At 64.9% G+C, this 19,041-nt stretch carries 32 protein-coding genes; 29 read left to right on the forward strand and 3 right to left on the reverse strand.

All coding sequences use genetic code 11. From position 1 onward, the window contains the following. The 24 genes from ACT53T_RS06230 to ACT53T_RS06345 form a co-directional block, all read left to right on the forward strand. A partial coding sequence (locus ACT53T_RS06230) for an EF-Tu C-terminal domain-related protein (protein ID WP_476160563.1) occupies positions 1 to 114 on the forward strand: 114 nt, incomplete at its 5' end. Between the two features lie 111 nt (positions 115 to 225). Next, complete coding sequence (gene rpsJ / locus ACT53T_RS06235) at positions 226 to 534, forward strand: 30S ribosomal protein S10 (protein WP_003613511.1); 309 nt, start codon at positions 226 to 228, stop codon at positions 532 to 534. Between the two features lie 59 nt (positions 535 to 593). Then, on the forward strand, positions 594 to 1,307 hold the full coding sequence (gene rplC, locus ACT53T_RS06240; protein ID WP_400769696.1) for a 50S ribosomal protein L3: 714 nt from the start codon (positions 594 to 596) through the stop codon (positions 1,305 to 1,307). Positions 1,308 to 1,313: 6 nt separating this feature from the next. Then, positions 1,314 to 1,934 carry a 50S ribosomal protein L4 gene (gene rplD / locus ACT53T_RS06245; RefSeq protein ID WP_026191477.1) on the forward strand — a complete coding sequence of 207 codons (621 nt, stop codon included), beginning with the start codon at positions 1,314 to 1,316 and terminating at the stop codon, positions 1,932 to 1,934. Next, positions 1,931 to 2,227, forward strand: coding sequence for a 50S ribosomal protein L23 (locus ACT53T_RS06250; protein ID WP_018266638.1), 297 nt, complete (start codon positions 1,931 to 1,933; stop codon positions 2,225 to 2,227). The genes rplD and ACT53T_RS06250 overlap by 4 nt, the downstream gene beginning before the upstream one ends. A gap of 22 nt (positions 2,228 to 2,249) precedes the next feature. Then, positions 2,250 to 3,089: a 50S ribosomal protein L2 gene (rplB, locus tag ACT53T_RS06255; RefSeq protein ID WP_018266637.1), complete on the forward strand. Its 840-nt coding sequence runs from the start codon at positions 2,250 to 2,252 to the stop codon at positions 3,087 to 3,089. A gap of 3 nt (positions 3,090 to 3,092) precedes the next feature. Continuing rightward, positions 3,093 to 3,371, forward strand: coding sequence for a 30S ribosomal protein S19 (gene rpsS / locus ACT53T_RS06260; protein ID WP_018266636.1), 279 nt, complete (start codon positions 3,093 to 3,095; stop codon positions 3,369 to 3,371). 5 nt (positions 3,372 to 3,376) lie between these two features. Then, the gene (gene rplV / locus ACT53T_RS06265; protein WP_018266635.1) at positions 3,377 to 3,763 is read left to right on the forward strand and encodes a 50S ribosomal protein L22; all 387 of its coding nucleotides are present in this window, start codon (positions 3,377 to 3,379) and stop codon (positions 3,761 to 3,763) included. A 12-nt stretch (positions 3,764 to 3,775) separates the two neighbouring features. Beyond that, positions 3,776 to 4,519, forward strand: coding sequence for a 30S ribosomal protein S3 (gene rpsC, locus ACT53T_RS06270; RefSeq protein ID WP_018266634.1), 744 nt, complete (start codon positions 3,776 to 3,778; stop codon positions 4,517 to 4,519). Between the two features lie 18 nt (positions 4,520 to 4,537). Further along, positions 4,538 to 4,951: a 50S ribosomal protein L16 gene (gene rplP / locus ACT53T_RS06275; protein WP_018266633.1), complete on the forward strand. Its 414-nt coding sequence runs from the start codon at positions 4,538 to 4,540 to the stop codon at positions 4,949 to 4,951. Positions 4,952 to 4,962: 11 nt separating this feature from the next. Further along, positions 4,963 to 5,178 carry a 50S ribosomal protein L29 gene (gene rpmC / locus ACT53T_RS06280; protein ID WP_018266632.1) on the forward strand — a complete coding sequence of 72 codons (216 nt, stop codon included), beginning with the start codon at positions 4,963 to 4,965 and terminating at the stop codon, positions 5,176 to 5,178. Positions 5,179 to 5,188: 10 nt separating this feature from the next. After that, a complete protein-coding gene (gene rpsQ, locus ACT53T_RS06285) occupies positions 5,189 to 5,431 on the forward strand; it encodes a 30S ribosomal protein S17 (protein WP_018266631.1) in 243 nt (80 codons plus the stop codon). 92 nt (positions 5,432 to 5,523) lie between these two features. Next, positions 5,524 to 5,892, forward strand: a complete 369-nt coding sequence (gene rplN / locus ACT53T_RS06290) for a 50S ribosomal protein L14 (protein ID WP_018266630.1) — start codon at positions 5,524 to 5,526, stop codon at positions 5,890 to 5,892. After that, on the forward strand, positions 5,892 to 6,209 hold the full coding sequence (gene rplX, locus ACT53T_RS06295; RefSeq protein WP_018266629.1) for a 50S ribosomal protein L24: 318 nt from the start codon (positions 5,892 to 5,894) through the stop codon (positions 6,207 to 6,209). The genes rplN and rplX overlap by 1 nt, the downstream gene beginning before the upstream one ends. Continuing rightward, complete coding sequence (gene rplE / locus ACT53T_RS06300) at positions 6,202 to 6,897, forward strand: 50S ribosomal protein L5 (protein WP_476160555.1); 696 nt, start codon at positions 6,202 to 6,204, stop codon at positions 6,895 to 6,897. The genes rplX and rplE overlap by 8 nt, the downstream gene beginning before the upstream one ends. A 39-nt stretch (positions 6,898 to 6,936) precedes the next feature. Further along, positions 6,937 to 7,242, forward strand: coding sequence for a 30S ribosomal protein S14 (gene rpsN / locus ACT53T_RS06305; RefSeq protein WP_018266627.1), 306 nt, complete (start codon positions 6,937 to 6,939; stop codon positions 7,240 to 7,242). A 12-nt stretch (positions 7,243 to 7,254) separates the two neighbouring features. Further along, positions 7,255 to 7,653 carry a 30S ribosomal protein S8 gene (rpsH, locus tag ACT53T_RS06310; protein WP_018266626.1) on the forward strand — a complete coding sequence of 133 codons (399 nt, stop codon included), beginning with the start codon at positions 7,255 to 7,257 and terminating at the stop codon, positions 7,651 to 7,653. Between the two features lie 35 nt (positions 7,654 to 7,688). Then, on the forward strand, positions 7,689 to 8,222 hold the full coding sequence (rplF, locus tag ACT53T_RS06315; protein WP_024881002.1) for a 50S ribosomal protein L6: 534 nt from the start codon (positions 7,689 to 7,691) through the stop codon (positions 8,220 to 8,222). Positions 8,223 to 8,233: 11 nt separating this feature from the next. Next, complete coding sequence (gene rplR, locus ACT53T_RS06320) at positions 8,234 to 8,596, forward strand: 50S ribosomal protein L18 (RefSeq protein ID WP_476160556.1); 363 nt, start codon at positions 8,234 to 8,236, stop codon at positions 8,594 to 8,596. A 188-nt stretch (positions 8,597 to 8,784) separates the two neighbouring features. After that, positions 8,785 to 9,357, forward strand: coding sequence for a 30S ribosomal protein S5 (gene rpsE, locus ACT53T_RS06325; RefSeq protein WP_018266623.1), 573 nt, complete (start codon positions 8,785 to 8,787; stop codon positions 9,355 to 9,357). Between the two features lie 14 nt (positions 9,358 to 9,371). Further along, positions 9,372 to 9,560: a 50S ribosomal protein L30 gene (gene rpmD / locus ACT53T_RS06330; protein ID WP_018266622.1), complete on the forward strand. Its 189-nt coding sequence runs from the start codon at positions 9,372 to 9,374 to the stop codon at positions 9,558 to 9,560. A 14-nt stretch (positions 9,561 to 9,574) separates the two neighbouring features. Further along, positions 9,575 to 10,057: a 50S ribosomal protein L15 gene (gene rplO / locus ACT53T_RS06335; RefSeq protein WP_476160564.1), complete on the forward strand. Its 483-nt coding sequence runs from the start codon at positions 9,575 to 9,577 to the stop codon at positions 10,055 to 10,057. A 315-nt stretch (positions 10,058 to 10,372) separates the two neighbouring features. Continuing rightward, positions 10,373 to 11,707 carry a preprotein translocase subunit SecY gene (gene secY / locus ACT53T_RS06340; protein WP_018266620.1) on the forward strand — a complete coding sequence of 445 codons (1,335 nt, stop codon included), beginning with the start codon at positions 10,373 to 10,375 and terminating at the stop codon, positions 11,705 to 11,707. Then, positions 11,704 to 12,285, forward strand: a complete 582-nt coding sequence (locus tag ACT53T_RS06345) for an adenylate kinase (protein ID WP_476160557.1) — start codon at positions 11,704 to 11,706, stop codon at positions 12,283 to 12,285. Before secY ends, ACT53T_RS06345 begins: the two co-directional genes overlap by 4 nt. Before the next feature lie 59 nt (positions 12,286 to 12,344). Here ACT53T_RS06345 and ACT53T_RS06350 read toward each other — a convergent pair whose 3' ends face one another. After that, a complete protein-coding gene (locus ACT53T_RS06350) occupies positions 12,345 to 13,646 on the reverse strand; it encodes a metallophosphoesterase family protein (RefSeq protein ID WP_476160558.1) in 1,302 nt (433 codons plus the stop codon). A 116-nt stretch (positions 13,647 to 13,762) separates the two neighbouring features. Here ACT53T_RS06350 and ACT53T_RS06355 point away from each other — a divergent pair, with 116 nt between their 5' ends. Next, complete coding sequence (locus ACT53T_RS06355) at positions 13,763 to 14,053, forward strand: hypothetical protein (protein WP_476160559.1); 291 nt, start codon at positions 13,763 to 13,765, stop codon at positions 14,051 to 14,053. Positions 14,054 to 14,105: 52 nt separating this feature from the next. On the opposite strand, the gene ACT53T_RS06360 is transcribed toward ACT53T_RS06355, so the two are convergent. Continuing rightward, complete coding sequence (locus tag ACT53T_RS06360; RefSeq protein ID WP_476160560.1) at positions 14,106 to 14,807, reverse strand: acid phosphatase; 702 nt, start codon at positions 14,805 to 14,807, stop codon at positions 14,106 to 14,108. A gap of 271 nt (positions 14,808 to 15,078) precedes the next feature. On the opposite strand from ACT53T_RS06360, the gene ACT53T_RS06365 reads away from it, so the two are divergent. Further along, positions 15,079 to 15,828 carry a haloacid dehalogenase type II gene (locus ACT53T_RS06365; protein ID WP_476160561.1) on the forward strand — a complete coding sequence of 250 codons (750 nt, stop codon included), beginning with the start codon at positions 15,079 to 15,081 and terminating at the stop codon, positions 15,826 to 15,828. Between the two features lie 3 nt (positions 15,829 to 15,831). Here the strand turns inward: ACT53T_RS06365 and ACT53T_RS06370 are convergent, their stop codons facing one another. After that, complete coding sequence (locus tag ACT53T_RS06370) at positions 15,832 to 16,800, reverse strand: beta-ribofuranosylaminobenzene 5'-phosphate synthase family protein (protein WP_400769676.1); 969 nt, start codon at positions 16,798 to 16,800, stop codon at positions 15,832 to 15,834. 201 nt (positions 16,801 to 17,001) lie between these two features. On the opposite strand from ACT53T_RS06370, the gene ACT53T_RS06375 reads away from it, so the two are divergent. The 3 genes from ACT53T_RS06375 (at position 17,002) to folK (ending at position 18,746) form a co-directional block, all read left to right on the forward strand. Next, positions 17,002 to 17,376 (forward strand): 4a-hydroxytetrahydrobiopterin dehydratase, encoded by a 375-nt coding sequence (locus tag ACT53T_RS06375; RefSeq protein WP_026599363.1) that lies wholly within the window; start codon positions 17,002 to 17,004, stop codon positions 17,374 to 17,376. Positions 17,377 to 17,466: 90 nt separating this feature from the next. Then, a complete protein-coding gene (folP, locus tag ACT53T_RS06380; RefSeq protein WP_476160565.1) occupies positions 17,467 to 18,240 on the forward strand; it encodes a dihydropteroate synthase in 774 nt (257 codons plus the stop codon). After that, complete coding sequence (gene folK / locus ACT53T_RS06385; RefSeq protein WP_476160562.1) at positions 18,237 to 18,746, forward strand: 2-amino-4-hydroxy-6-hydroxymethyldihydropteridine diphosphokinase; 510 nt, start codon at positions 18,237 to 18,239, stop codon at positions 18,744 to 18,746. Before folP ends, folK begins: the two co-directional genes overlap by 4 nt. Positions 18,747 to 19,041 lie beyond the last annotated feature (295 nt).

Raw genomic sequence — 19,041 nt, forward strand, 5'->3', positions numbered from 1 at the left:
GCGATGGAGGTGAACCTCATCGTTCCGATCGCCATGGAGGAGAAGCTGCGCTTCGCCATCCGCGAAGGCGGCCGCACCGTCGGCGCCGGCGTCGTCGCTTCGATCATCGAATAAGGAATTTGGACCGCGGGGCGTCGCGCCTCGCATTCGTAGAAACGGCCTGCGAGCCTTCACGGCTCGCGGCCCAGAGCGCGCCGCGGCTCGCGGTCCAAGAGGAAGACGCTGATGAACGGACAGAATATCCGGATTCGCCTCAAGGCGTTCGATCACCGGATTCTCGATACGTCGACGAAGGAGATCGTCTCCACCGCCAAGCGCACGGGCGCTCAGGTGCGTGGTCCGATCCCGCTGCCGACCAAGATCGAGAAGTTCACGGTGAACCGCTCGCCGCACATCGACAAGAAATCGCGCGAGCAGTTCGAGATCAGGACTCACAAGCGCGTGCTCGATATCGTCGATCCGACCCCGCAAACGGTGGACGCGCTGATGAAGCTCGATCTCGCCGCCGGCGTCGACGTCGAAATCAAGCTCTAATAAAAATGAACCGGGCGCCTCTCGCGACGAGAGCGATGCGCCTTTCGAAGGAAGAGATCATGCGGTCTGGCGTCATCGCGCAAAAGGTCGGAATGACCCGCGTCTTCACCGAAGCGGGCGAGCATGTGCCGGTCACGGTGCTGAAGCTCGACGGCTGCCAAGTCGTCGCCCATCGGACCAAGGAGCAGAACGGCTACACGGCCGTGCAGCTCGGCATCGGCCACGCCAAGGTGAAGAACGTCTCCAAGGCCGAGCGCGGCCGTTTCGCCGTCGCCAAGGTCGAGCCGAAGCTGAAGCTCGCCGAGTTTCGCGTCGAGGAGACGGAGCTGCTTCCCGTCGGCGCCGAAATCACGGCCGATCATTTCGTCGTCGGCCAGTTCGTCGACGTGACCGGCACGACGATCGGCAAGGGCTTCGCCGGCGCGATGAAGCGCTGGAACTTCGGCGGTCTGCGCGCCACTCACGGCGTGTCGATCTCGCATCGCTCGCATGGTTCGACCGGCGGTCGTCAAGACCCCGGCAAGACCTTCAAGAACAAGAAAATGGCCGGGCACATGGGCGTCGACCGCGTGACCACGCAGAATCTGCGGGTCGTGCAGACCGATGTCGAGCGCGGCCTGCTGCTGGTCGAAGGCTCCGTGCCCGGACATGCCGGCGGCTGGATTTTTGTGCGCGACGCGGTGAAGCGGGCGCTGCCGGCCGAGGCGCCGCAGCCCGGCAAATATCGTCTGGCGGAAGCTCCCGCCGCGCAAGAAGACAAGAAGGAGGACTGAGCCGTGGTGCAGATCAGCGTCACGTCGTACGACGGCCAGGATGCCGGCTCGATCGAGCTGGCGGATGAGATTTTCGGGCTCGAGCCGCGCCAGGATCTCATTTTCCGCATGATCCGCTGGCAGCTCGCCAAGCGGCGCGCCGGCACGCATGCGGTGAAGAACCGCGCCGACGTCGCCCGCACGGGCAAGAAGCTGCATAAGCAGAAGGGCACGGGCGGCGCTCGTCATGGATCGCGGCGCGCGCCGCAGTTCATCGGCGGCGGTCGCGCCTTCGGTCCGGTGGTGCGCAGCCATGAGCACGACCTTCCCAAGAAGGTGCGCGTTCTCGCTCTGAAGCACGCGCTCTCGGCCAAGGCCAAGGACGGCGCCATCATCGTCTGGGAGAGCGCTTCGCTCACCGAGCCGAAGACCAAGCTGCTCAAGGCCGGTTTCGACAAGACCGGGCTTTCCAGCGCGCTCATCATCGATGGCGCGGAGCCGCAGGCCAATTTCGCGCTGGCCGCGCGCAATCTGCCGCGGATCGACGTGCTGCCGGTCCAGGGCGTCAATGTCTATGACATTCTGCGCCGGGAGAAGCTGGTGCTGACCCGCGCGGCGATCGATGCGCTGGAGGCGCGCCTGAAATGAGCAAGGATGTGCGCCACTACGACGTGATCGTCTCCCCGGTCATCACCGAGAAGGCGACGATCGCCTCCGAGCAGAACAAAGTGGTCTTCAATGTCGCCAAGACCGCCACCAAGCCGCAGATCAAGGCGGCGGTGGAGGGGCTTTTCGATGTGAAGGTCGAGGCCGTCAACACGCTGCTGCGCAAGGGCAAGCTGCGCGCCTTCAAGGGCGTGCGCGGCCGCCAGTCGGATGTGAAGAAGGCGATCGTCACGCTGGCCGAAGGCCATAAGATCGACGTGACGACGGGACTCTAAAGGCAGGCTCGAGGACAAAACCATGGCGCTGAAGACATTCAAGCCGGTCACGCCGAGCCTTCGTCAGCTCGTCATCGTCGACCGCAGCGATCTCTACAAGGGCAAGCCCGTCAAAACCCTCACCGAGGGCAAGACGTCCAAGGGCGGCCGCAACAACAATGGTCGCGTGACCGTGCGCTTCCGCGGCGGCGGCCACAAGCAGGCCTATCGCCTCGTCGACTTCAAGCGCCGCAAGCTCGATGTCGTCGGCAAGGTGGAGCGGATCGAATATGATCCCAACCGCACCGCCTTCATCGCGCTCATCCGTTATGCGGATGACGAGCTGTCCTATATTCTCGCGCCGCAGCGTCTTTCGGTCGGCGACGAGGTGATCTCGGGCGCTCAGGTCGATGTGAAGCCCGGCAACGCCATGCCGATCGGCAATATTCCGGTGGGCACGATCGTCCACAATGTCGAGATCAAGATCGGCAAGGGCGGCGCGATCGCGCGCTCGGCGGGCAATTATGCGCAGATCGTCGGCCGCGATCAGGGCTATGTGATCATTCGCCTGAACTCGGGCGAGCAGCGCCTCGTGCACGGCCAGTGCTTCGCGACCATCGGCGCGGTGTCGAACCCGGACCATATGAACATCTCGCTCGGCAAGGCGGGTCGTTCGCGCTGGCTCGGCCGTCGTCCGCATAACCGCGGCGTCACCATGAACCCGGTCGACCATCCGCACGGCGGCGGCGAAGGCCGCACCTCCGGCGGTCGTCACCCGGTCACGCCCTGGGGCAAGCCGACCAAGGGCAAGAAGACCCGCACGAACAAGAAGACCGAGAAATTCATCGTGTCCTCGCGGCACGCCAAGAAGAAGAAGGGCTGATCCATGGCTCGCTCTATCTGGAAAGGCCCGTTCGTCGACGGCTATCTGCTTAAGAAGGCGGAGACCGCCCGCGCCTCGGGACGTAGCGACATCATCAAGATTTGGAGCCGCCGCTCCACCATTCTGCCGCAGTTCGTGGGTCTCACCTTCGGCGTGCACAATGGCCACAAGCATGTGCCCGTGTCGGTCAGCGAAGACATGATCGGGCACAAGTTCGGCGAATTCTCTCCGACGCGGACCTTCCATGGTCATGCGGCGGACAAGAAGTCGAAGAGGGGCTGACGAACATGTCCAAGCCGAGCAATCCGCGCGCGCTGGCCGACAATGAGGCGAAAGCCGTCGCCAACACGTTGCGCGTCTCCCCGCAGAAGCTCAATCTTCTCGCCCAGCTCATCCGCGGCAAGAAGGTCGATCGCGCTCTCGCCGATCTCGAATTCTCGCGCAAGCGCATCGCTCACGAGGTCAAGAAGACCCTGGAGAGCGCCATCGCCAACGCCGAGAACAATCACGGTCTCGACGTGGACGATCTGATCGTCGCGCAAGCCTTTGTCGGCAAGTCGCTGGTGATGCGGCGCTTCGCGGCGCGCGCCCGTGGCCGCTCGAGCCGCATCGAGAAGCCCTTCGCGAATCTGACGATCATCGTCCGCGAAGTCGAAACGCCGGCGAAAGCCTAAAGGGAGCCAACGATGGGTCAGAAGGTCAATCCGATCGGGCTGCGCCTCGGCGTCAACCGCACCTGGGACTCGCGCTGGTTCGCGAGCAAGGGCGAATACGCCAAGCTCCTGCACGAGGATCTCGCCATTCGCGCTGCGGTGGCCAAGAATTTGAAGCAGGCGGCGGTGTCTCGCATCATCATCGAGCGTCCGCACAAGAAGTGCCGCGTGACGATTCACTCGGCGCGTCCGGGCGTCGTCATCGGCAAGAAGGGCGCCGATATCGACAAGATCCGCAAGCTGGTCGGCAAGCTGACCGGCAGCGAGGTCGTGATCAATATCGTCGAGGTGCGCAAGCCCGAGGTCGAGGCCGCTCTGGTCGCCGATTCGATCGCTCAGCAGCTCGAGCGCCGCGTCGCCTTCCGTCGCGCCATGAAGCGCGCCGTGCAATCGGCGATCCGGCTCGGGGCGCAGGGCATCCGCATCAATTGCTCGGGCCGTCTCGGCGGCGCGGAGATCGCGCGTCTGGAATGGTATCGCGAGGGCCGCGTGCCGCTGCATACGCTGCGCGCCGACGTCGACTATGGCGTCGCTACCGCTCATACCGCTTATGGCGCTTGCGGCATCAAGGTCTGGATCTTCAAGGGCGAGATCCTCGAGCATGATCCGATGGCGCAGGACAAGCGTCTGGCCGAGCAGGCCGCCGGCGGCGGTGAGCGCGAACATCATGGCGAGCGTCGCCGTCGCGAGCCGCGCGAGCCGCGCGACGCGGCCTAATTTCGAGAGTTCGACATCATGTTGCAACCCAAACGCACCAGGTTCCGCAAGGCCTTCAAAGGCCGCATTCACGGAAACGCCAAGGGCGGCTTTTCGTTGAATTTCGGGCAGTTCGGCCTCAAGGCTCTCGAGCCGGAGCGCATCACCGCGCGCCAGATCGAGGCGGCTCGCCGCGCCATGACGCGCCATATGAAGCGCGCCGGACGCGTGTGGATCCGCATCTTCCCCGACGTGCCGGTTTCCAAGAAGCCGACCGAAGTGCGCATGGGTAAGGGCAAGGGCGCGCCGGAGCTCTGGGCCGTGCGCGTGGCGCCGGGCCGCATCATGTTCGAGGTCGACGGCGTGTCCGGCGAGCTCGCGCGTGAGGCTCTGACGCTCGCCGCCGCGAAGCTGCCGATCAAGACGCGCTTCATCGAACGCATCGCCGAGTGAGGATTGCGACCATGAGCACGAACAAGCAACGCGTCTCCGACCTCCGCGCCCTCTCCTTCGACCAGCTGGACGAGGAAGTGCTGAAGCTGAAGAAGGAGCAGTTCAATCTGCGCTTCCAGCGGGCGACCGGCCAGCTCGAGAACACGGCGCGCGTGCGCGTCGTTCGTCGCGATATCGCCCGGGCCAAATCCATCGCCGCGCAAAAGCGCGCTGAACAACAGAGTTGAGAGAGCGCCAATGCCGAAGCGAATTCTCCAGGGCGTCGTCGTCAGCGACAAGCAGAACAAGACCGTGGTGGTGAAGGTGGAGCGCCGCTTCACCCATCCGCTGTTCAAGAAGACCGTTCGTCGCACGAAAAATTATCATGCGCATGACGAAGCGCAGACTTTCAAGGTCGGCGACGAGGTCACGATCGAGGAGACGGCTCCGATCTCGCGGCTGAAGCGCTGGCGAGTGGTGGAAGCCGCCGACAAGGCCTGAAGAGGCCTTCAAAAAGACGAGACGAGTGAGATGGTTTTCTCGGACGAAGTCGGGGGACCGAAACCAGACCGAGACGAAAGGCGGGATAAGCCATGATACAGATGCAGACAAATCTCGATGTCGCCGATAATTCTGGCGCCCGCCGCGTCATGTGCATCAAGGTGCTGGGCGGCTCCAAGCGCAAATACGCCGGCGTCGGCGACATTATCGTCGTCTCGATCAAAGAGGCGATTCCGCGCGGTCGCGTGAAGAAGGGCGACGTGCTCAAGGCGGTCGTGGTGCGCACGGCCAAGGACATCAAGCGGGCCGATGGTTCGGTGATCCGCTTCGATTCCAATGCGGCGGTTCTGATCAACAATCAGAAGGAGCCGATCGGCACGCGCATCTTCGGACCCGTGCCGCGCGAGCTGCGCGCCAAGAACCATATGAAGATCATTTCGCTCGCGCCGGAGGTGCTGTAATGGCCGCGAAAATCAAGAAAGGCGACAAGGTCGTCGTTCTCGCCGGTCGCGACAAGGGCCGCACGGGTCAGGTGATTCAGGTGCTGCCAACGGAAGGGCGCGCCGTGGTCGAGGGCGTCAATCTCGTCAAGCGCCATCAGCGCCAGACGCGCCAGCAGGAGGCGGGGATCGTCACCAAGGCGGCGGCGCTCGACCTGTCCAACATCGCGATCGCCGATCCCAAGGACGGCAAGCCGACGCGCGTCGGTTTCAAGACTCTCGATGACGGCCGCAAGGTCCGCATCGCCAAGCGTTCGGGAGAACAGATCGATGGCTGAGGAAAAGAAGCCGAAAGCCGCCAAGGCTCCGAAGGCGGAAGGCGAGGCCAAGAAGGCCGGCAAGGCGAAATCCGCGCCTTCTTCTTCTTCGCATGATGATGGCGAGCGCCGTTCGGCCGGCCCGAAATCGCTTCCCGAGGGCGCCTATGAGGTGCGGCTGAAGAAGCACTATGACGAAGTCGTTCGCGCCAAGCTCATGGAAGAGTTCGGCTATAAGAACGCTTTCGAGGTGCCGGCGATCGAGAAGATCGTGCTGAATATGGGCGTCGGCGAGGCGGTCAACGACAGCAAGAAGGTGACGGCCGCGGCCGGCGACCTCGCGCTGATCGCGGGCCAGAAGCCGGTGGTGACGCGCGCCCGCAAGGCGATCTCGACCTTCAAGGTGCGCGAGAACATGCCGATCGGCGCCAAGGTCACGCTGCGCAAGACGCGCATGTACGAGTTTCTGGACCGTTTGATCACGATCGCGCTGCCGCGCGTTCGCGATTTCCGCGGCCTCAATCCCAAGTCCTTCGACGGACGCGGCTCCTACGCCCTCGGCATCAAGGAGCATATCGTGTTTCCCGAGATCGACTACGACAAGGCCGAGTCGATCCTCGGCATGGACGTCATCGTCGTGACGACGGCGAAGACGGACGATGAGGCGCGCGCGCTCCTGCGTGCGTTCAATTTCCCGTTCCGGCAGTGAGACGATAAGTCTCAAACGCGGAAACCGAAGGCATAGAAAATGGCCAAGAAGAGTTCGATCGAGAACAACAAGCGCAGGGCGAAGCTCGCCAAGGCCTATGCGGGCCGCCGCGAGCGGCTGAAGGCGAAGGCGAATGACGAGGCGCTGACCGCCGAGGAGCGGTTCGAGGCGCGCCTCAAGCTCGCCGAGCTGCCGCGCAATTCCGCGGCGATTCGCATTCGCAATCGCTGCGAGGTTTCGGGACGTCCGCGCGCTTTCTACCGCAAGCTGAAGCTGTCGCGCGTGGCGCTGCGTGAGCTCGGCTCGCGCGGCCTCATTCCCGGTCTCGTGAAGTCCAGCTGGTAAGGGAGAGAGCGAATGTCGATCAGCGATCCGTTGGGCGATCTGCTCACCCGTATCCGCAATGCGCAGATGCGCCGCAAGGACAAGGTCCAGACGCCGGGCTCACGCCTGCGCGGCCATGTTCTCGACGTGCTGAAGGAAGAAGGCTACATCCGCGGCTACACGACCACGGATTTCGGCAATGGCCGCACCGAGTTCGAGATCGAGCTGAAATATTTCGACGGCGAGCCGGTCATCAAGACGATCGAGCGCGTCTCGCGTCCAGGCCGCCGGGTCTATGCGGGCGTCGACAAGACGCCGCGCGTGGCCAATGGCCTCGGCATCACCATCGTGTCGACGCCCAAGGGCGTCATGGCCGATCACAAGGCCCGCGAGAACAATGTCGGCGGCGAGGTGCTTGCCAAGGTCTTCTGACCGAAGCTCGCAGGAATTGGGATAGGACTTCAACCATGTCTCGTATCGGCAAGAAGCCCGTCATCGTGCCGGCCGGCGTGACCGCGAAGGTCGACGGCCAGCTCGTTCAGGTGAAGGGCGCGAAGGGCGAGCTGCAGTTCCGGGTTCCCGACGATGTCGCGGTGACTCAGGACGGCAATTCGATCAAGGTCGACCCGCGCTCCAACAGCAAGCGCGCCCGCGCGCTGTGGGGCACGTCGCGCGCCCAGGTGAACAATCTCGTGGTCGGCGTCACCGCCGGCTTCGAGAAGAAGCTCGAGATCAACGGCGTCGGTTATCGCGCCGCGGTCGCCGGCAAGAATCTGCAGCTCGCGCTCGGCTATTCGCATGACGTGAACTATCCGATCCCGGCCGGCATTGCGATCGTGACGCCCAAGCCCACGGAGATCACCATCTCCGGCGTGGACAAGCGTCAGGTCGGTCAGGTCGCCGCCGAGATCCGTGCGTTGCGTGGCCCGGAGCCCTATAAAGGCAAGGGCGTGAAATACGCCGGCGAATTCATCTTCCGCAAGGAAGGCAAGAAGAAGTAAGGACGCGAGCCATGGCAAAGGACGTAAATGCAGCCGCCCGGCGCAAGGCCCGGGTCCGTCGGAGCATTCGCGCGCGCGCCTATGGCCGCCCGCGTCTGTCGGTGTTCCGCTCCTCGGAGCAGATCTATGCGCAGATCATCGACGACGAGAAGGGCGTGACCATCGTCTCCGCCTCGACGCTCGAAAAGGCCAATCGCGAGACGCTGAAGACGGGCGCCAACAAGGAAGCGGCGCATCTCGTCGGCAAGCAGATCGCCGAGCGCGCGGCGGCCAAGGGCATCACGGAAGTGGTGTTCGATCGCGGCGCCTATATCTATCACGGCCGCGTGCAGGCGCTGGCCGAGGGCGCTCGTGAGGGCGGCCTGAAGTTCTGACGCGCTTCTTCCATTCGTGGGAGAAGATGTCGCGCGGCGGCGCGGCGAATTCGGGCTGGCGGGGCTTGGCGGGGCGATGGCCGAAAGGCCGTCGCCGACCTTGCGTCGCGAGGCCCCTCTCCTGTATGCGGGAGAGGAACGAACCCCAAGCGAGCGGCGCTATTGCCGCGTAAGTGACGGAAGAGAAAATGGCTCGTGAACCAGAAGGCGGCCGCGGCCGCGACCGGGATCGGGACGACCGCGACAATGAGTTCGTGGATCGCCTCGTCCACATCAATCGCGTCGCCAAAGTGGTGAAGGGCGGGCGGCGTTTCGGCTTCGCCGCGCTCGTCGTCGTCGGCGATCAGAAAGGCCGCGTCGGCTATGGCCACGGCAAGGCGCGCGAAGTGCCGGAGGCGATCCGCAAGGCGACGGAAGCCGCCAAGCGCGCGCTGATCCGCGTGCCGCTGCGCGAAGGCCGCACGCTGCATCATGACGTCAACGGCCGCCATGGCGCGGGCCGCGTCGTTCTGCGCGCTGCGCCTCCCGGCACCGGCATCATCGCCGGCGGCCCGATGCGCGCCGTGTTCGAGACGCTGGGCGTTCACGACGTCGTGGCCAAGAGCCAGGGCTCCTCGAACCCCTACAACATGATTCGCGCGACGTTCGACGCGCTCGAACGCGAGGATTCGCCGCGTTCGGTCGCCGCTCGTCGTTCTCTCAAGGTCTCCGCGCTGCAGGCGCGCCGTCAGGGCGCCGAAGCCGAAGCCGTCGACGCTTGAGGGGAGGGCTTGCGATGAGCGATAAGAAAATCACCGTCGAGCAGACCGGCAGCGCCATCGGCCGTCCCGAGCGTCAGCACAGAACGCTGACCGGTCTCGGCCTCACGCGCATCGGCAAGCGTCGCACGCTCGAGGACACGCCCGCTGTGCGCGGGATGATCGCGAAAGTCGCGCATCTCGTCAAAATCGTCGACGAGAAGTGAGGGGCGGGACAATGGTGAAGCTCAACGATCTCTCCGACAATCCCGGCTCCAGCAAGAATCGCATGCGCGTCGGCCGCGGCATCGGCTCCGGCAAGGGCAAGACCGCAGGGCGCGGCGTCAAGGGTCAGAAGGCCCGCACCGGCGTCGCTGTGAAAGGCTTCGAAGGCGGCCAGATGCCGCTGCATCGTCGCCTTCCCAAGCGCGGCTTCTACAATCCTTTCTCGACCGACTATAATGAAGTCAATCTCGGCCGCATTCAGCAGGCGCTCGAGGCGGGCAAGCTGGACGCCGCCGCTCCGGTGACCATAGAGGCGCTGATCGCCGCCGGCGTGGTCTCCAAGCCGCGCGACGGCGTGAAGATCCTCGGCAATGGCAAGCTCGAGGCGAAGCTCGCCTTCGAGGTCGCCGCCGCGTCGAAATCGGCGGTCGCCGCGATCGAGGCCGCTGGCGGCACGATCAAGCTGCTGGTCGCGACGGAAGAGCCCGCTTCGGCCTGAAGCCTCCGCCCGGCCCGCGACGCGTAGGCCGGGCGCAAGCTCGAGGTGGCGCATTTTTCGCCGCCTCGAGGTTAATCGTATCGACCAAAAAACTGGCGATCCGCCCATCCGTCGTGATACGGAGTCGCCTGTGCGAGCCGGCGAGAAGAGGCTAGACTTTTTTTTCGCCGACATCGTGCGATAGACATGCGCCGGGTCTTGCCCCTCGAATGGGCGGGGCCGAAAACAGAGCGCGGCGTCGCGGCGGGCAGCGCTGCGTCGCTTCGACGCTCGTCTAAAAGAAACCGCGCGGCGCGCGACGAGGGAGCCTCGCCCATGGCATCGGCAGCCGAACAGCTTGCGGCCAACGTCAATTTTTCCGCTTTCGGCAAAGCGGATGAGCTCAAGAAACGCATCTGGTTCACGCTCGGGGCGCTGATCGTCTATCGTCTCGGCACTTATGTGCCGCTGCCGGGCATCGACCCGGAGGCCTTCGCCAAGAGCTTCTTCGGCCAGTCGAAGGGCGTGCTCGAGCTGTTCAACATGTTCGCCGGCGGCGCGGTGCAGCGCAGCGCGATCTTCGCGCTCAACATCATGCCCTATATTTCCGCCTCCATCATCATTCAGCTGCTGACGACGGTGATTCCGTCGCTCGAGCAGGTGAAGAAGGAGGGCGAGCAGGGCCGCAAGGTCCTCAATCAATACACGCGCTATCTCACGGTGATTCTCGCGACCTTCCAGGCCTATGGCATGGCGATCGGCCTCGAGGGGCAGCAGGGCGTCGTCACCGAGCCGGGCCTGTTCTTCCGCCTCACGACCGTCTGCACTCTGGTCGGCGGCACCATGTTCCTGATGTGGCTCGGCGAGCAGATCACCTCGCGCGGCATTGGCAATGGCTCGTCGCTCATCATTTTCGCGGGCATTGTCGCAGCCTTTCCGGCCGCCATTCTCAGCACGCTGGAGCTCGGCAAGCAGGGCGCGATCTCGACGGGCGTCATCCTCGGTGTGATGGCGATGTCCTTCTTCGTCATCGCCTTCATCGTCTATATGGAGCGCGCGCAGCGCCGATTGCTGATCACCTATCCCAAGCGGCAGCACGGCAATCGGGTCTATGAGGGTCAGACCTCCTTCCTGCCGCTGAAGCTCAACACCTCCGGCGTCATTCCGCCGATCTTCGCCTCCTCGCTGCTGCTGCTGCCGACGACGATCGCGAATTTCTCGCAGACGCAGGGCACGGACAATATTTTCGCGACCATCTCCGCCTATTTCGGGCACGGACGGCCGCTGTATATGTTGTCCTATGTCGGGCTGATCGTGTTCTTCGCCTTCTTCTACACTGCCATCGTTTTCAATCCGACGGAGACGGCCGACAATCTGAAGAAGCATGGCGGCTTCATCCCGGGCATTCGCCCGGGCGAGCGGACAGCGAAATACATCGACGATGTGCTGATGCGCATCACCGTTCTCGGCGCCGGCTATCTCGCGGTGATCTGCTTGTTGCCGGAAATGCTGATCTCCTACGCCAATCTGCCGTTCTATTTCGGCGGCACCTCGCTGCTCATCGTCGTGAGCGTGACGATGGACACGGTGGCGCAGGTTCACGGCCATCTCCAGGCTCATCAATATGAGGGCCTGATCCGCAAGACCAAACTGCGCGGGCGACGCAAATGAGGCTGGTTCTGCTCGGACCGCCGGGCGCGGGCAAGGGCACGCAATCGGCTCGGCTCGTGGCGAAATATGCGATCCCTCAGCTCTCGACCGGCGACATGCTGCGCGCCGCTGTCGAGGCGAGGACGCCGATCGGCCTCGAGGCGAAGGAGATCATGGATCGCGGCGCGCTGGTGCCCGACGCCGTCGTCGTCGGCATCATCGGCCAGCGGATCAAGGAGAAAGACGCCGCCAATGGCTTCATTCTCGATGGTTTCCCGCGCACGGTGGCACAGGCGGAGGCGCTCGACCGGCTGCTCGACCACGAAGGGCTGAAGCTCGATGCGGTCATAGAGCTCAGCGTCGACGAGAATGCGCTGCTCGCCCGCATGCAGAACCGGGTCGACGAGACCCGCGCCCGCGGCGGCGAGGTGCGCGCCGACGACAATCCTGCGGCCTTCAAGACCAGGCTCGACGCCTATCGCACGCAAACCGCGCCGGTGTCCGACTATTACTCCGGCAAGGGCGAGCTGAAGCAGGTCGACGGCATGGAGCCGGTCGACGCCGTCAGCGCCGCGATCGAGCAGGCGTTGAAGCGCTGATCCTATCCCAGCGCCTTCCGCTTCGCGGTCGAGCCGCTCAGCGGAAGGCGCGGATTTCGTCATTCGCAATCGAGCTGGCGTCCGCGTAAATGGCAGCGCAGGCGCGGTTGCGCCTCCGCGTCATAATCGGTGACGATCCATTCGCCGTCGGCGCGCTCGAATGTCGCGAAGCCGAAAGTGGCGGCGACGCCGCGGCCAAGCGCGACCGTCGCCTCGCCGATCGTCGCGCCGTCGAAATTGGCCGGTATGCGCGGGTCCATGGCGGTGCCGCCGACGCCGATAATGAATTGCGCCGGCCGATCCTCCCGAAAGCTCAGAGCCTCGAAGGCGTGGAGATGGCCCGATAGGATCGCCTGCACGCTCGCCGGAATAGTGTCGCGAGCGGCGGCGGCCAGCGTTTCATTGATGCCGATCGTCTCGCCGATTCGCGACCGAAACAGCGAGAAAATCGGCTTGTGGAATGCGTACCAGACCGGGCCGGGCGCATCCTTCGCGACAGCGAGTTGGCTGCGCAAGAAAGGCAGCAGCTCTGTGTCCACAGTGCGTTCTTCGGCTTCGGTCGTGTCGAGAACATAGAGTGTCGGATCGGCGATATCGACGCGATAGGCCTGCTCGCGCTCGACGCATTGCGGAGTGTCGCCCAATGGCGAGGGCGAGAGCGCGCGCGTCCAACCCTGGCCGGCCCGCTTGCAGATCTCGTGATTGCCGCGCACGAGCGCCAAGGGGGCGGCGCGCAGCAGAGGGTCCCCGGGCGCGAAGAAATCCGCCTTCCACGCCTCCCAATTGTCGCCATGCGGCGAGCCGGCGCAGCCCGCCATGCCGGGGAGGCACGCCGTCTCGCGATAATGATAATCGCCGACATGGATGACAATGTCCGGCGCGAATTTCGCGGCGGTCTCGGCGATTCGGCGAAAGGGCCAGGCCTCGCTGGAATTGCAATCCTGGACGAATATGCCCTTGAGGCGGCACCCCGTATCGCCGAGGACGACCGCCTTTTCGATTCGCGTGGGCGGCGGCCGAAGCGGCGCGCCCGCGACCGTGACGCTCCGCGTTCCTTTGGGAACCGCGACCGCGCAGACAGTGATCGGGAAATCGGCTGCCGGCCGCGCGCGCGGCGCCATGGCGACGGCGTGACCGTCGATCTCGGCCGCGGGGCAGGCGTCGCTCTGCGTGATGGCGCGCGCCTGCCAGCCGTCGGCGCTCGCCTGCAGCCATTGGTAGGAGTCCTCCGCCCGCGCGGGGGTGGCGAAGGACAGCGCTGCGAGCGCGAGAATGCCCACAGCGACCGCAGAGAGACGCTCTGCTCTTTCATTCGGGTCGAAAGCGTGGGATTTATAGGGCGTTGCCTTGGTCGAGGTCATCTTTTCGCCGGTTTCCGAAAGTTGTCTCGGGCTCGGCCGCTTCGATATTGCGTCGTGAGACGAAATCGCCGCTGGCCGGGCGCCTCGCATGGGCTCACACGGGGGAAGGATACTCCATGAAGAAGATTTTCGTGACGGCGGCGGCGCTGGCCATTGCCGCGTCGCTCGCAGGCTGCAACTCGCCCGGCGAGCGCGCCGCGGGCGGCGCCCTCATCGGCGGCGCGGGCGGAGCGGCCATCGGCGCCGCCGCTTCGGGCGGCCGCGCGGGCGGCACGCTGGCGGGCGCCGCGATTGGCGCGGCGACCGGCGCCGTGGTGGGCGCGGCGACCGCCCCGCCGCAGCAATGCGCCCGCTGGGGCTGGGATTATTACGGCAATCGCGTCTGCGTCGCCTATTACAATTACTGAGATTGCGGGGACGCGGAGCGCAGAGCTTCGCGTCCGCTTTTTATTCGCGCGGTCAATTGGCGCTGGCGAGACCCAGCGCGCTGCGCAGCTCCGCCCGCGCGGCGTCTATGTCCTTGCGATAGGCGGGATCGAGCTCCATGATCGCATGCACCGCATAGGCGACGAGACGCGCCGCGGCGACATCGCTCGGGAAATGCACGCCGCAGACGAGCCGATTATGGGCGTAGTCGTCGGCCCGCGCGAGAATTTCATCGCGACGCTCGGGGATGATGTCGATCAGCGCGAGGCCCATGAGATAGCCGACCGTCGAATGGCCGCTCGGATAGGAATCGTCCTTCGCCTTGGTCTTGCAGACGGGATGCAGCGTCTTGTCGACATTGTAGGGCCGGATGCGGTGGAAGGCGTCCTTGGCGGCGCCGGTATTGGCGGATTCGTCGGCCTTCAGCCGGGCGCCGAGAGCCTCGACAGCCGGCAAATTCTCCTTGGCAAATTTCTCGCCGAAGACGGTGCGATAGAGGAAGATCGTCTGATTTTCGTCGTCGGCCTTGGCGCGCGCGGCCTGCTCCGCCGTGCGCGCAGCCTCGATGCGATGCAGCTCGGCGAGCTCGGCGTCGCTCGTCGGCGAATGCGGAGCGGGCGGGGTCGCGAGAATCTCGAGCGGATGGCTCTGCTCCGGCGTCACAAAGCCCTCGCGCGCGGCTGCGGGCGCGCAGAGCAGAGCGAGAACCGAAAGGAACGCGGCGGTCTTCTTCATATGGGCTGATCCCGGCGGCCGTCATTTTCGATCGCGCGCAGTCCCGGGGCCGCCCGGCCGCGCGCTCGGCGTACGGCTTTCTACCCGATATTTCTTGTCCGTGCGATGACGGCTTCGATCCTCTCTGCGCTCCAGGCGATGCGCCGGCCCGGGCGGATCTCGCGCTTCGGCAGGGCGCCCGCGATTTTTTGGCGCCGGAAGAAATGCGAGACAGTTCCATCACGAATGTCCCTCATGCGCCGCAGGAGTTCGGCGCGGTGGAGAACGCTTCATGAAATTGTTCAGATTCCTCCTGCTTTCGCTGTTCTGCCTCGCCTTCGCGGAGCTCGCTCGCGCCGAGACGACGCCGCGCTACAAGGCGGTCGCCTTCGACTATTTCGTCCTCTTCGACGCCAATTCGGTGATCCCGGCGGTCGAGGCGGCCTATCCGGGCAAGGGCGCGGAATTCACCAAGCTCTGGCGCGCCAAGCAGTTCGAATATTGCTTTCTGCGCTCGATCACCGGCCGCCATGCGGATTTTTTCGAGGTGACGGGCGATGCGCTCGCCTATGCGGCGCAGGCGATGAAGCTCGATCTGCCCCCGGCGACACGCGAGCGCCTCATGAACGCCTATCTGACGCTCACCCCCTGGCCGGACACGCTGGACGCTTTGCGCCGGCTGAAGGCCGCCGGCGTGCGCGTCGTCACAATCGCGAATTTCAGCGGAAAAATGCTGTCGGCCAATGCGGAGCGCGCCGGCCTCACGGGCTATTTCGAGGAATTGCTGAGCACGGAGGTCAATGCGACCTACAAGCCCGATCCCAGGGCCTATGCGCTCGGAATGGAGCGGCTGCATCTCGCCAAGGAGGAGATTCTCTTCGCCGCTTTCGGCAGCTGGGACGCCTATGGCGCCAAGGCCTTCGGCTATCCGACGATTTGGGTCAACCGTTTCGGCCTGCCGGCGGAAAAGCTCGGCGTCGCGCCGGATAAGGTCACGCCGGATATGAAAGGGCTGCTGGAGCTGGTTCTCGGCCGCTCGTGAGCGTCAGGCGATCTTCGCATAGACAGCGTCTATGCGCGCGCCGCGATCCGCCCCTGCGACGACGGCCAGCGTCAATCCGCTGGCCTCCGCCGCGCCGCGCGCCAAAGCCTCGAGGCGGCGCGCCTCCGCCTCATCGGGCGCGAAGGCGAAGCCGGTCGGCCCCCAGGAGGTCTGGCCGAGGCCCGTGGCGCCCGCCTGCGCCAGCCGCGCGAGCAGAGCTTCGACCGCCGCGCTGGTGAAGCGCCGGCCGCCCTGCGCCGGCGCGAAATAATCGCCGACGATCGCCTGAATGGCGGTGATCGCCGCGCCGAAGGCCGAAAAATTCCCCTCCGCCGCCGCCGGCAGAGCCTGCATCAGCACCAGCCGGCACAATCGTCCCGCATCCTCCTCGGAGAAAGGCGGCAGCTCGGCGAAGGCCTTGCGCTCCTCGGCGCCGTGCAGGCCGATCGAGGCCGGGTCCGAGACGAGCAGAATGCGCCAGTCCTGCGGGAAGGCGAGACGAGAGACCACCGGCGGAGTCATCGTGTCGGCGCCGCGGCCGCCATCCACCACCAGCCCCCCGCGCGTGAACAGGCCGGCGCCGAGGCCCGAGCGCGCGCCGCGTTGCAGCAGAGCCGCATCCGCCTCCACATTCTGCGGCAGATCCTCTATGCGGCGCAGCGCGGCGGCTATGGCCAGCGCCAGCTGCGTTCCCGAGCCCAGGCCGGAATGGGGAGGGATCGCCTCGCCAATATCGAGCCGATAGCGCTTGCCGGGCGCGAGAGCGGCGGTCGCCTTCTCGAGCAGTGCGAGCGCCCGCTCCGCATCGGGGCCGGAAGCCTCCATATTTTCAGCAGGCTGCAGCGTCAGTCGCGTCGCCGGCGCGTCAATGGAGAGGCCGAGCCCGCCGAATTTGCGGCCGAGCGCGCCATTCATGTCCAGGAAGCCAAGATGCAGTCTCGCCGCGGCGACAACGCTCACGCTGATCGGCATGGAGCCTCATTTTCGGACTTTGCGCGGAATATCCGCTATATCTCGCCTCCCGGCGCGGTTTCACGCCGTCGTCGAGGGGGCTCGCGCGCATTCGACTAGGCCGAGTAAGGCGCCGCGCGTGCGAAGGCAAGAGCTCGTGCAGTGAAGGAGAGCTCGTCCACGCGGACGTGAGAGCGTGAACGAGCGAGAGAGGGGGACGCCATGGCCGCCGAGGAGCGCGCATATTCGCCAGAAGAGATAACCGCTCGCCTCGCCGCCGAGCTTCCGCACTGGCGGCTCGAGAACGGCTGGATTCGCCGTAAGTTCAAGACTCACGGCTGGAAGGGCACGCTGATGGTCGTCAACACGGTCGGCCATCTCGCCGAGGCCGCCTGGCACCATCCCGACATCGCCGCCTCCTACGCCTGGGTCGAGGTGAAGCTGATGACCCATACGGCCAAGGGCGTGACCGACAAGGATTTCGAGCTGGCGCGCAAGATCGAGGACGTCGTGTCCTGGCGTCCCGGCAAGGAGGGCGGCGCGCTCGAGGGAACGCCCGAGACCGACCAGCGGTTCGCCTATATCAAATACGACTGACAGGCTCATTCCCTGGAGACGAGAGTGACGACGACGATTGAATCGTCGCGCGAGCGATTCTTTTCGCTCGTCGCGGCGCGGCCGGTCATCATGGGCATCGTCAATGTGACGCCCGATTCCTTTTCTGACGGCGGCCGCTTCTTCGCGCCCGAGGCCGCGCTGGCGCAGGCGCAAAAGCTCGCCGCCGATGGCGCGGACATTGTCGATGTCGGCGCCGAATCGACCCGCCCCGGTCATACGCCGCTCACCGCCGAAGAGGAGTGGAGCCGTCTCGCGCCGCTGCTCGAGACGCTCGTCGCGCAATGCGGCGTTCCGGTCTCCATCGACACCTATAAGGCGCAGACGGCGCGCCGGGCGCTCGCCGCCGGCGTGGCAATCATCAATGATATCTGGGGCTTGCAGCGCGATCCCGATATGGCTCCGGCGATCGCCGAGGCCGGCGCCGGCGTCGTCGTCATGCACAATCGCGCGGAGGTCGCGCCGGATATCGACATCGTCTCCGACATGCTGTCCTTTTTCGAGCGCTCGCTGGAGATCGCCGCCGCCGCCGGCGTGCCGGAATCGCGCGTGATTCTCGATCCGGGCGTCGGCTTCGGCAAGACGCGCGAGCAGGATTTCGCGGTGCTGCGCGGCGTTCCGCAGCTCATGCGATTCGGGCTGCCCGTGCTCATCGGCGTGTCGCGAAAGCGCTTGTTCGGCGCTCTGCTCGGCGCCGAGGTGGATGCGCGCCTCATCGCCACAGTGGCGGCCAATCTGATCGCGGCGCTGGAAGGCGCGCGGATTTTCCGCGTCCATGACGCCGCCGAGCACAGGGCGGCATTCGCCGTGCTCGACACTCTGACACAGGGAAAAGCACGCATATGACGACGGCAGAAACGCGGGTCGGCTTTGGATTCGGCAGCAATCTCGGGGACAAGCCCGCCAATATTCGCCGCGCGGTCGCTCTGGTGGAGGAACGCGGGATCGCGCGCCTCGACGCCGTGTCGCGCCTCTATCGGACGCCGCCCTGGGGCGATGTCGATCAGGGCGATTTCGCCAATGCTTGCGCGCTCGGCTGGACCCGTTTGTCGCCCTATGAGCTGCTCGCCGCGGTGAAGACGATAGAAGCCGATATGGGCCGCACGCCGACGCGCCGCTGGGGACCGCGGCTGATCGACGTCGACATCCTCTTTCTCGGCGATCACACAATGGACGATCCCGAGCTCACTCTGCCGCATAAGGAGCTGTTTTCGAGAGCTTTCGTGCTGAAGCCGCTGGCGGAGATCGGCCCCGATCTGACGCTCGACGGCGCCTCGGTCGCGCGGGCGGCCGCCGAAGCGGCTGCGGAGGGGATCGGAATTTGGGAGGAAAAGTCTACGGATGCCCGATGAGCCATGGCGCCACAGTTCTCTCGGGTAGTCGTGTCATCCATCTGGGCAGGGCTCCGTCCGAGCCCAGAAAATCGGTCATAATATATTGATATAACGATATATAATGATTGATAGAACAAATCTATCAATGAGCTTACGGGTGGGTTGTTGGTCCGACAAGGCGAAGCTGCTCCTGCCCAAAAAAGTTTTCGATACCGCTCAATAGATTGCCATATACTACCCTATTGGATATTGTCATTACGAGGCGGAACGGAAATGGTTGCGGCTCGCCGGACGAGGGCGTTTTGGATGTTTT

The organism is Methylosinus sp. DMC45, assembly GCF_056313885.1.

What these genes read in the sequence shown, in the direction of transcription:
- rpsN (WP_018266627.1), top strand. Translation starts at nt 6,937, where the DNA reads ATGGCCAAGAAGAGTTCGATCGAGAACAACAAGCGCAGGGCGAAGCTC.
- rplR (WP_476160556.1), top strand. Translation starts at nt 8,234, where the DNA reads ATGGCAAAGGACGTAAATGCAGCCGCCCGGCGCAAGGCCCGGGTCCGT.
- ACT53T_RS06355 (WP_476160559.1), top strand. Translation starts at nt 13,763, where the DNA reads ATGAAGAAGATTTTCGTGACGGCGGCGGCGCTGGCCATTGCCGCGTCG.
- folK (WP_476160562.1), top strand. Translation starts at nt 18,237, where the DNA reads ATGACGACGGCAGAAACGCGGGTCGGCTTTGGATTCGGCAGCAATCTC.
- rpmD (WP_018266622.1), top strand. Translation starts at nt 9,372, where the DNA reads ATGAGCGATAAGAAAATCACCGTCGAGCAGACCGGCAGCGCCATCGGC.
- rpsJ (WP_003613511.1), top strand. Translation starts at nt 226, where the DNA reads ATGAACGGACAGAATATCCGGATTCGCCTCAAGGCGTTCGATCACCGG.
- rpsS (WP_018266636.1), top strand. Translation starts at nt 3,093, where the DNA reads ATGGCTCGCTCTATCTGGAAAGGCCCGTTCGTCGACGGCTATCTGCTT.
- ACT53T_RS06360 (WP_476160560.1), bottom strand. Translation starts at nt 14,807, where the DNA reads ATGAAGAAGACCGCCGCGTTCCTTTCGGTTCTCGCTCTGCTCTGCGCG.
- rplX (WP_018266629.1), top strand. Translation starts at nt 5,892, where the DNA reads ATGGCCGCGAAAATCAAGAAAGGCGACAAGGTCGTCGTTCTCGCCGGT.
- ACT53T_RS06365 (WP_476160561.1), top strand. Translation starts at nt 15,079, where the DNA reads ATGAAATTGTTCAGATTCCTCCTGCTTTCGCTGTTCTGCCTCGCCTTC.
- ACT53T_RS06345 (WP_476160557.1), top strand. Translation starts at nt 11,704, where the DNA reads ATGAGGCTGGTTCTGCTCGGACCGCCGGGCGCGGGCAAGGGCACGCAA.
- rplV (WP_018266635.1), top strand. Translation starts at nt 3,377, where the DNA reads ATGTCCAAGCCGAGCAATCCGCGCGCGCTGGCCGACAATGAGGCGAAA.
- rplB (WP_018266637.1), top strand. Translation starts at nt 2,250, where the DNA reads ATGGCGCTGAAGACATTCAAGCCGGTCACGCCGAGCCTTCGTCAGCTC.
- rplE (WP_476160555.1), top strand. Translation starts at nt 6,202, where the DNA reads ATGGCTGAGGAAAAGAAGCCGAAAGCCGCCAAGGCTCCGAAGGCGGAA.
- rpsE (WP_018266623.1), top strand. Translation starts at nt 8,785, where the DNA reads ATGGCTCGTGAACCAGAAGGCGGCCGCGGCCGCGACCGGGATCGGGAC.
- rpsQ (WP_018266631.1), top strand. Translation starts at nt 5,189, where the DNA reads ATGCCGAAGCGAATTCTCCAGGGCGTCGTCGTCAGCGACAAGCAGAAC.
- ACT53T_RS06375 (WP_026599363.1), top strand. Translation starts at nt 17,002, where the DNA reads ATGGCCGCCGAGGAGCGCGCATATTCGCCAGAAGAGATAACCGCTCGC.
- rplC (WP_400769696.1), top strand. Translation starts at nt 594, where the DNA reads ATGCGGTCTGGCGTCATCGCGCAAAAGGTCGGAATGACCCGCGTCTTC.
- rplF (WP_024881002.1), top strand. Translation starts at nt 7,689, where the DNA reads ATGTCTCGTATCGGCAAGAAGCCCGTCATCGTGCCGGCCGGCGTGACC.
- ACT53T_RS06250 (WP_018266638.1), top strand. Translation starts at nt 1,931, where the DNA reads ATGAGCAAGGATGTGCGCCACTACGACGTGATCGTCTCCCCGGTCATC.
- rplP (WP_018266633.1), top strand. Translation starts at nt 4,538, where the DNA reads ATGTTGCAACCCAAACGCACCAGGTTCCGCAAGGCCTTCAAAGGCCGC.
- ACT53T_RS06350 (WP_476160558.1), bottom strand. Translation starts at nt 13,646, where the DNA reads ATGACCTCGACCAAGGCAACGCCCTATAAATCCCACGCTTTCGACCCG.
- rplN (WP_018266630.1), top strand. Translation starts at nt 5,524, where the DNA reads ATGATACAGATGCAGACAAATCTCGATGTCGCCGATAATTCTGGCGCC.
- secY (WP_018266620.1), top strand. Translation starts at nt 10,373, where the DNA reads ATGGCATCGGCAGCCGAACAGCTTGCGGCCAACGTCAATTTTTCCGCT.
- rpsH (WP_018266626.1), top strand. Translation starts at nt 7,255, where the DNA reads ATGTCGATCAGCGATCCGTTGGGCGATCTGCTCACCCGTATCCGCAAT.
- folP (WP_476160565.1), top strand. Translation starts at nt 17,467, where the DNA reads ATGGGCATCGTCAATGTGACGCCCGATTCCTTTTCTGACGGCGGCCGC.
- rpsC (WP_018266634.1), top strand. Translation starts at nt 3,776, where the DNA reads ATGGGTCAGAAGGTCAATCCGATCGGGCTGCGCCTCGGCGTCAACCGC.
- ACT53T_RS06370 (WP_400769676.1), bottom strand. Translation starts at nt 16,800, where the DNA reads ATGCCGATCAGCGTGAGCGTTGTCGCCGCGGCGAGACTGCATCTTGGC.
- rpmC (WP_018266632.1), top strand. Translation starts at nt 4,963, where the DNA reads ATGAGCACGAACAAGCAACGCGTCTCCGACCTCCGCGCCCTCTCCTTC.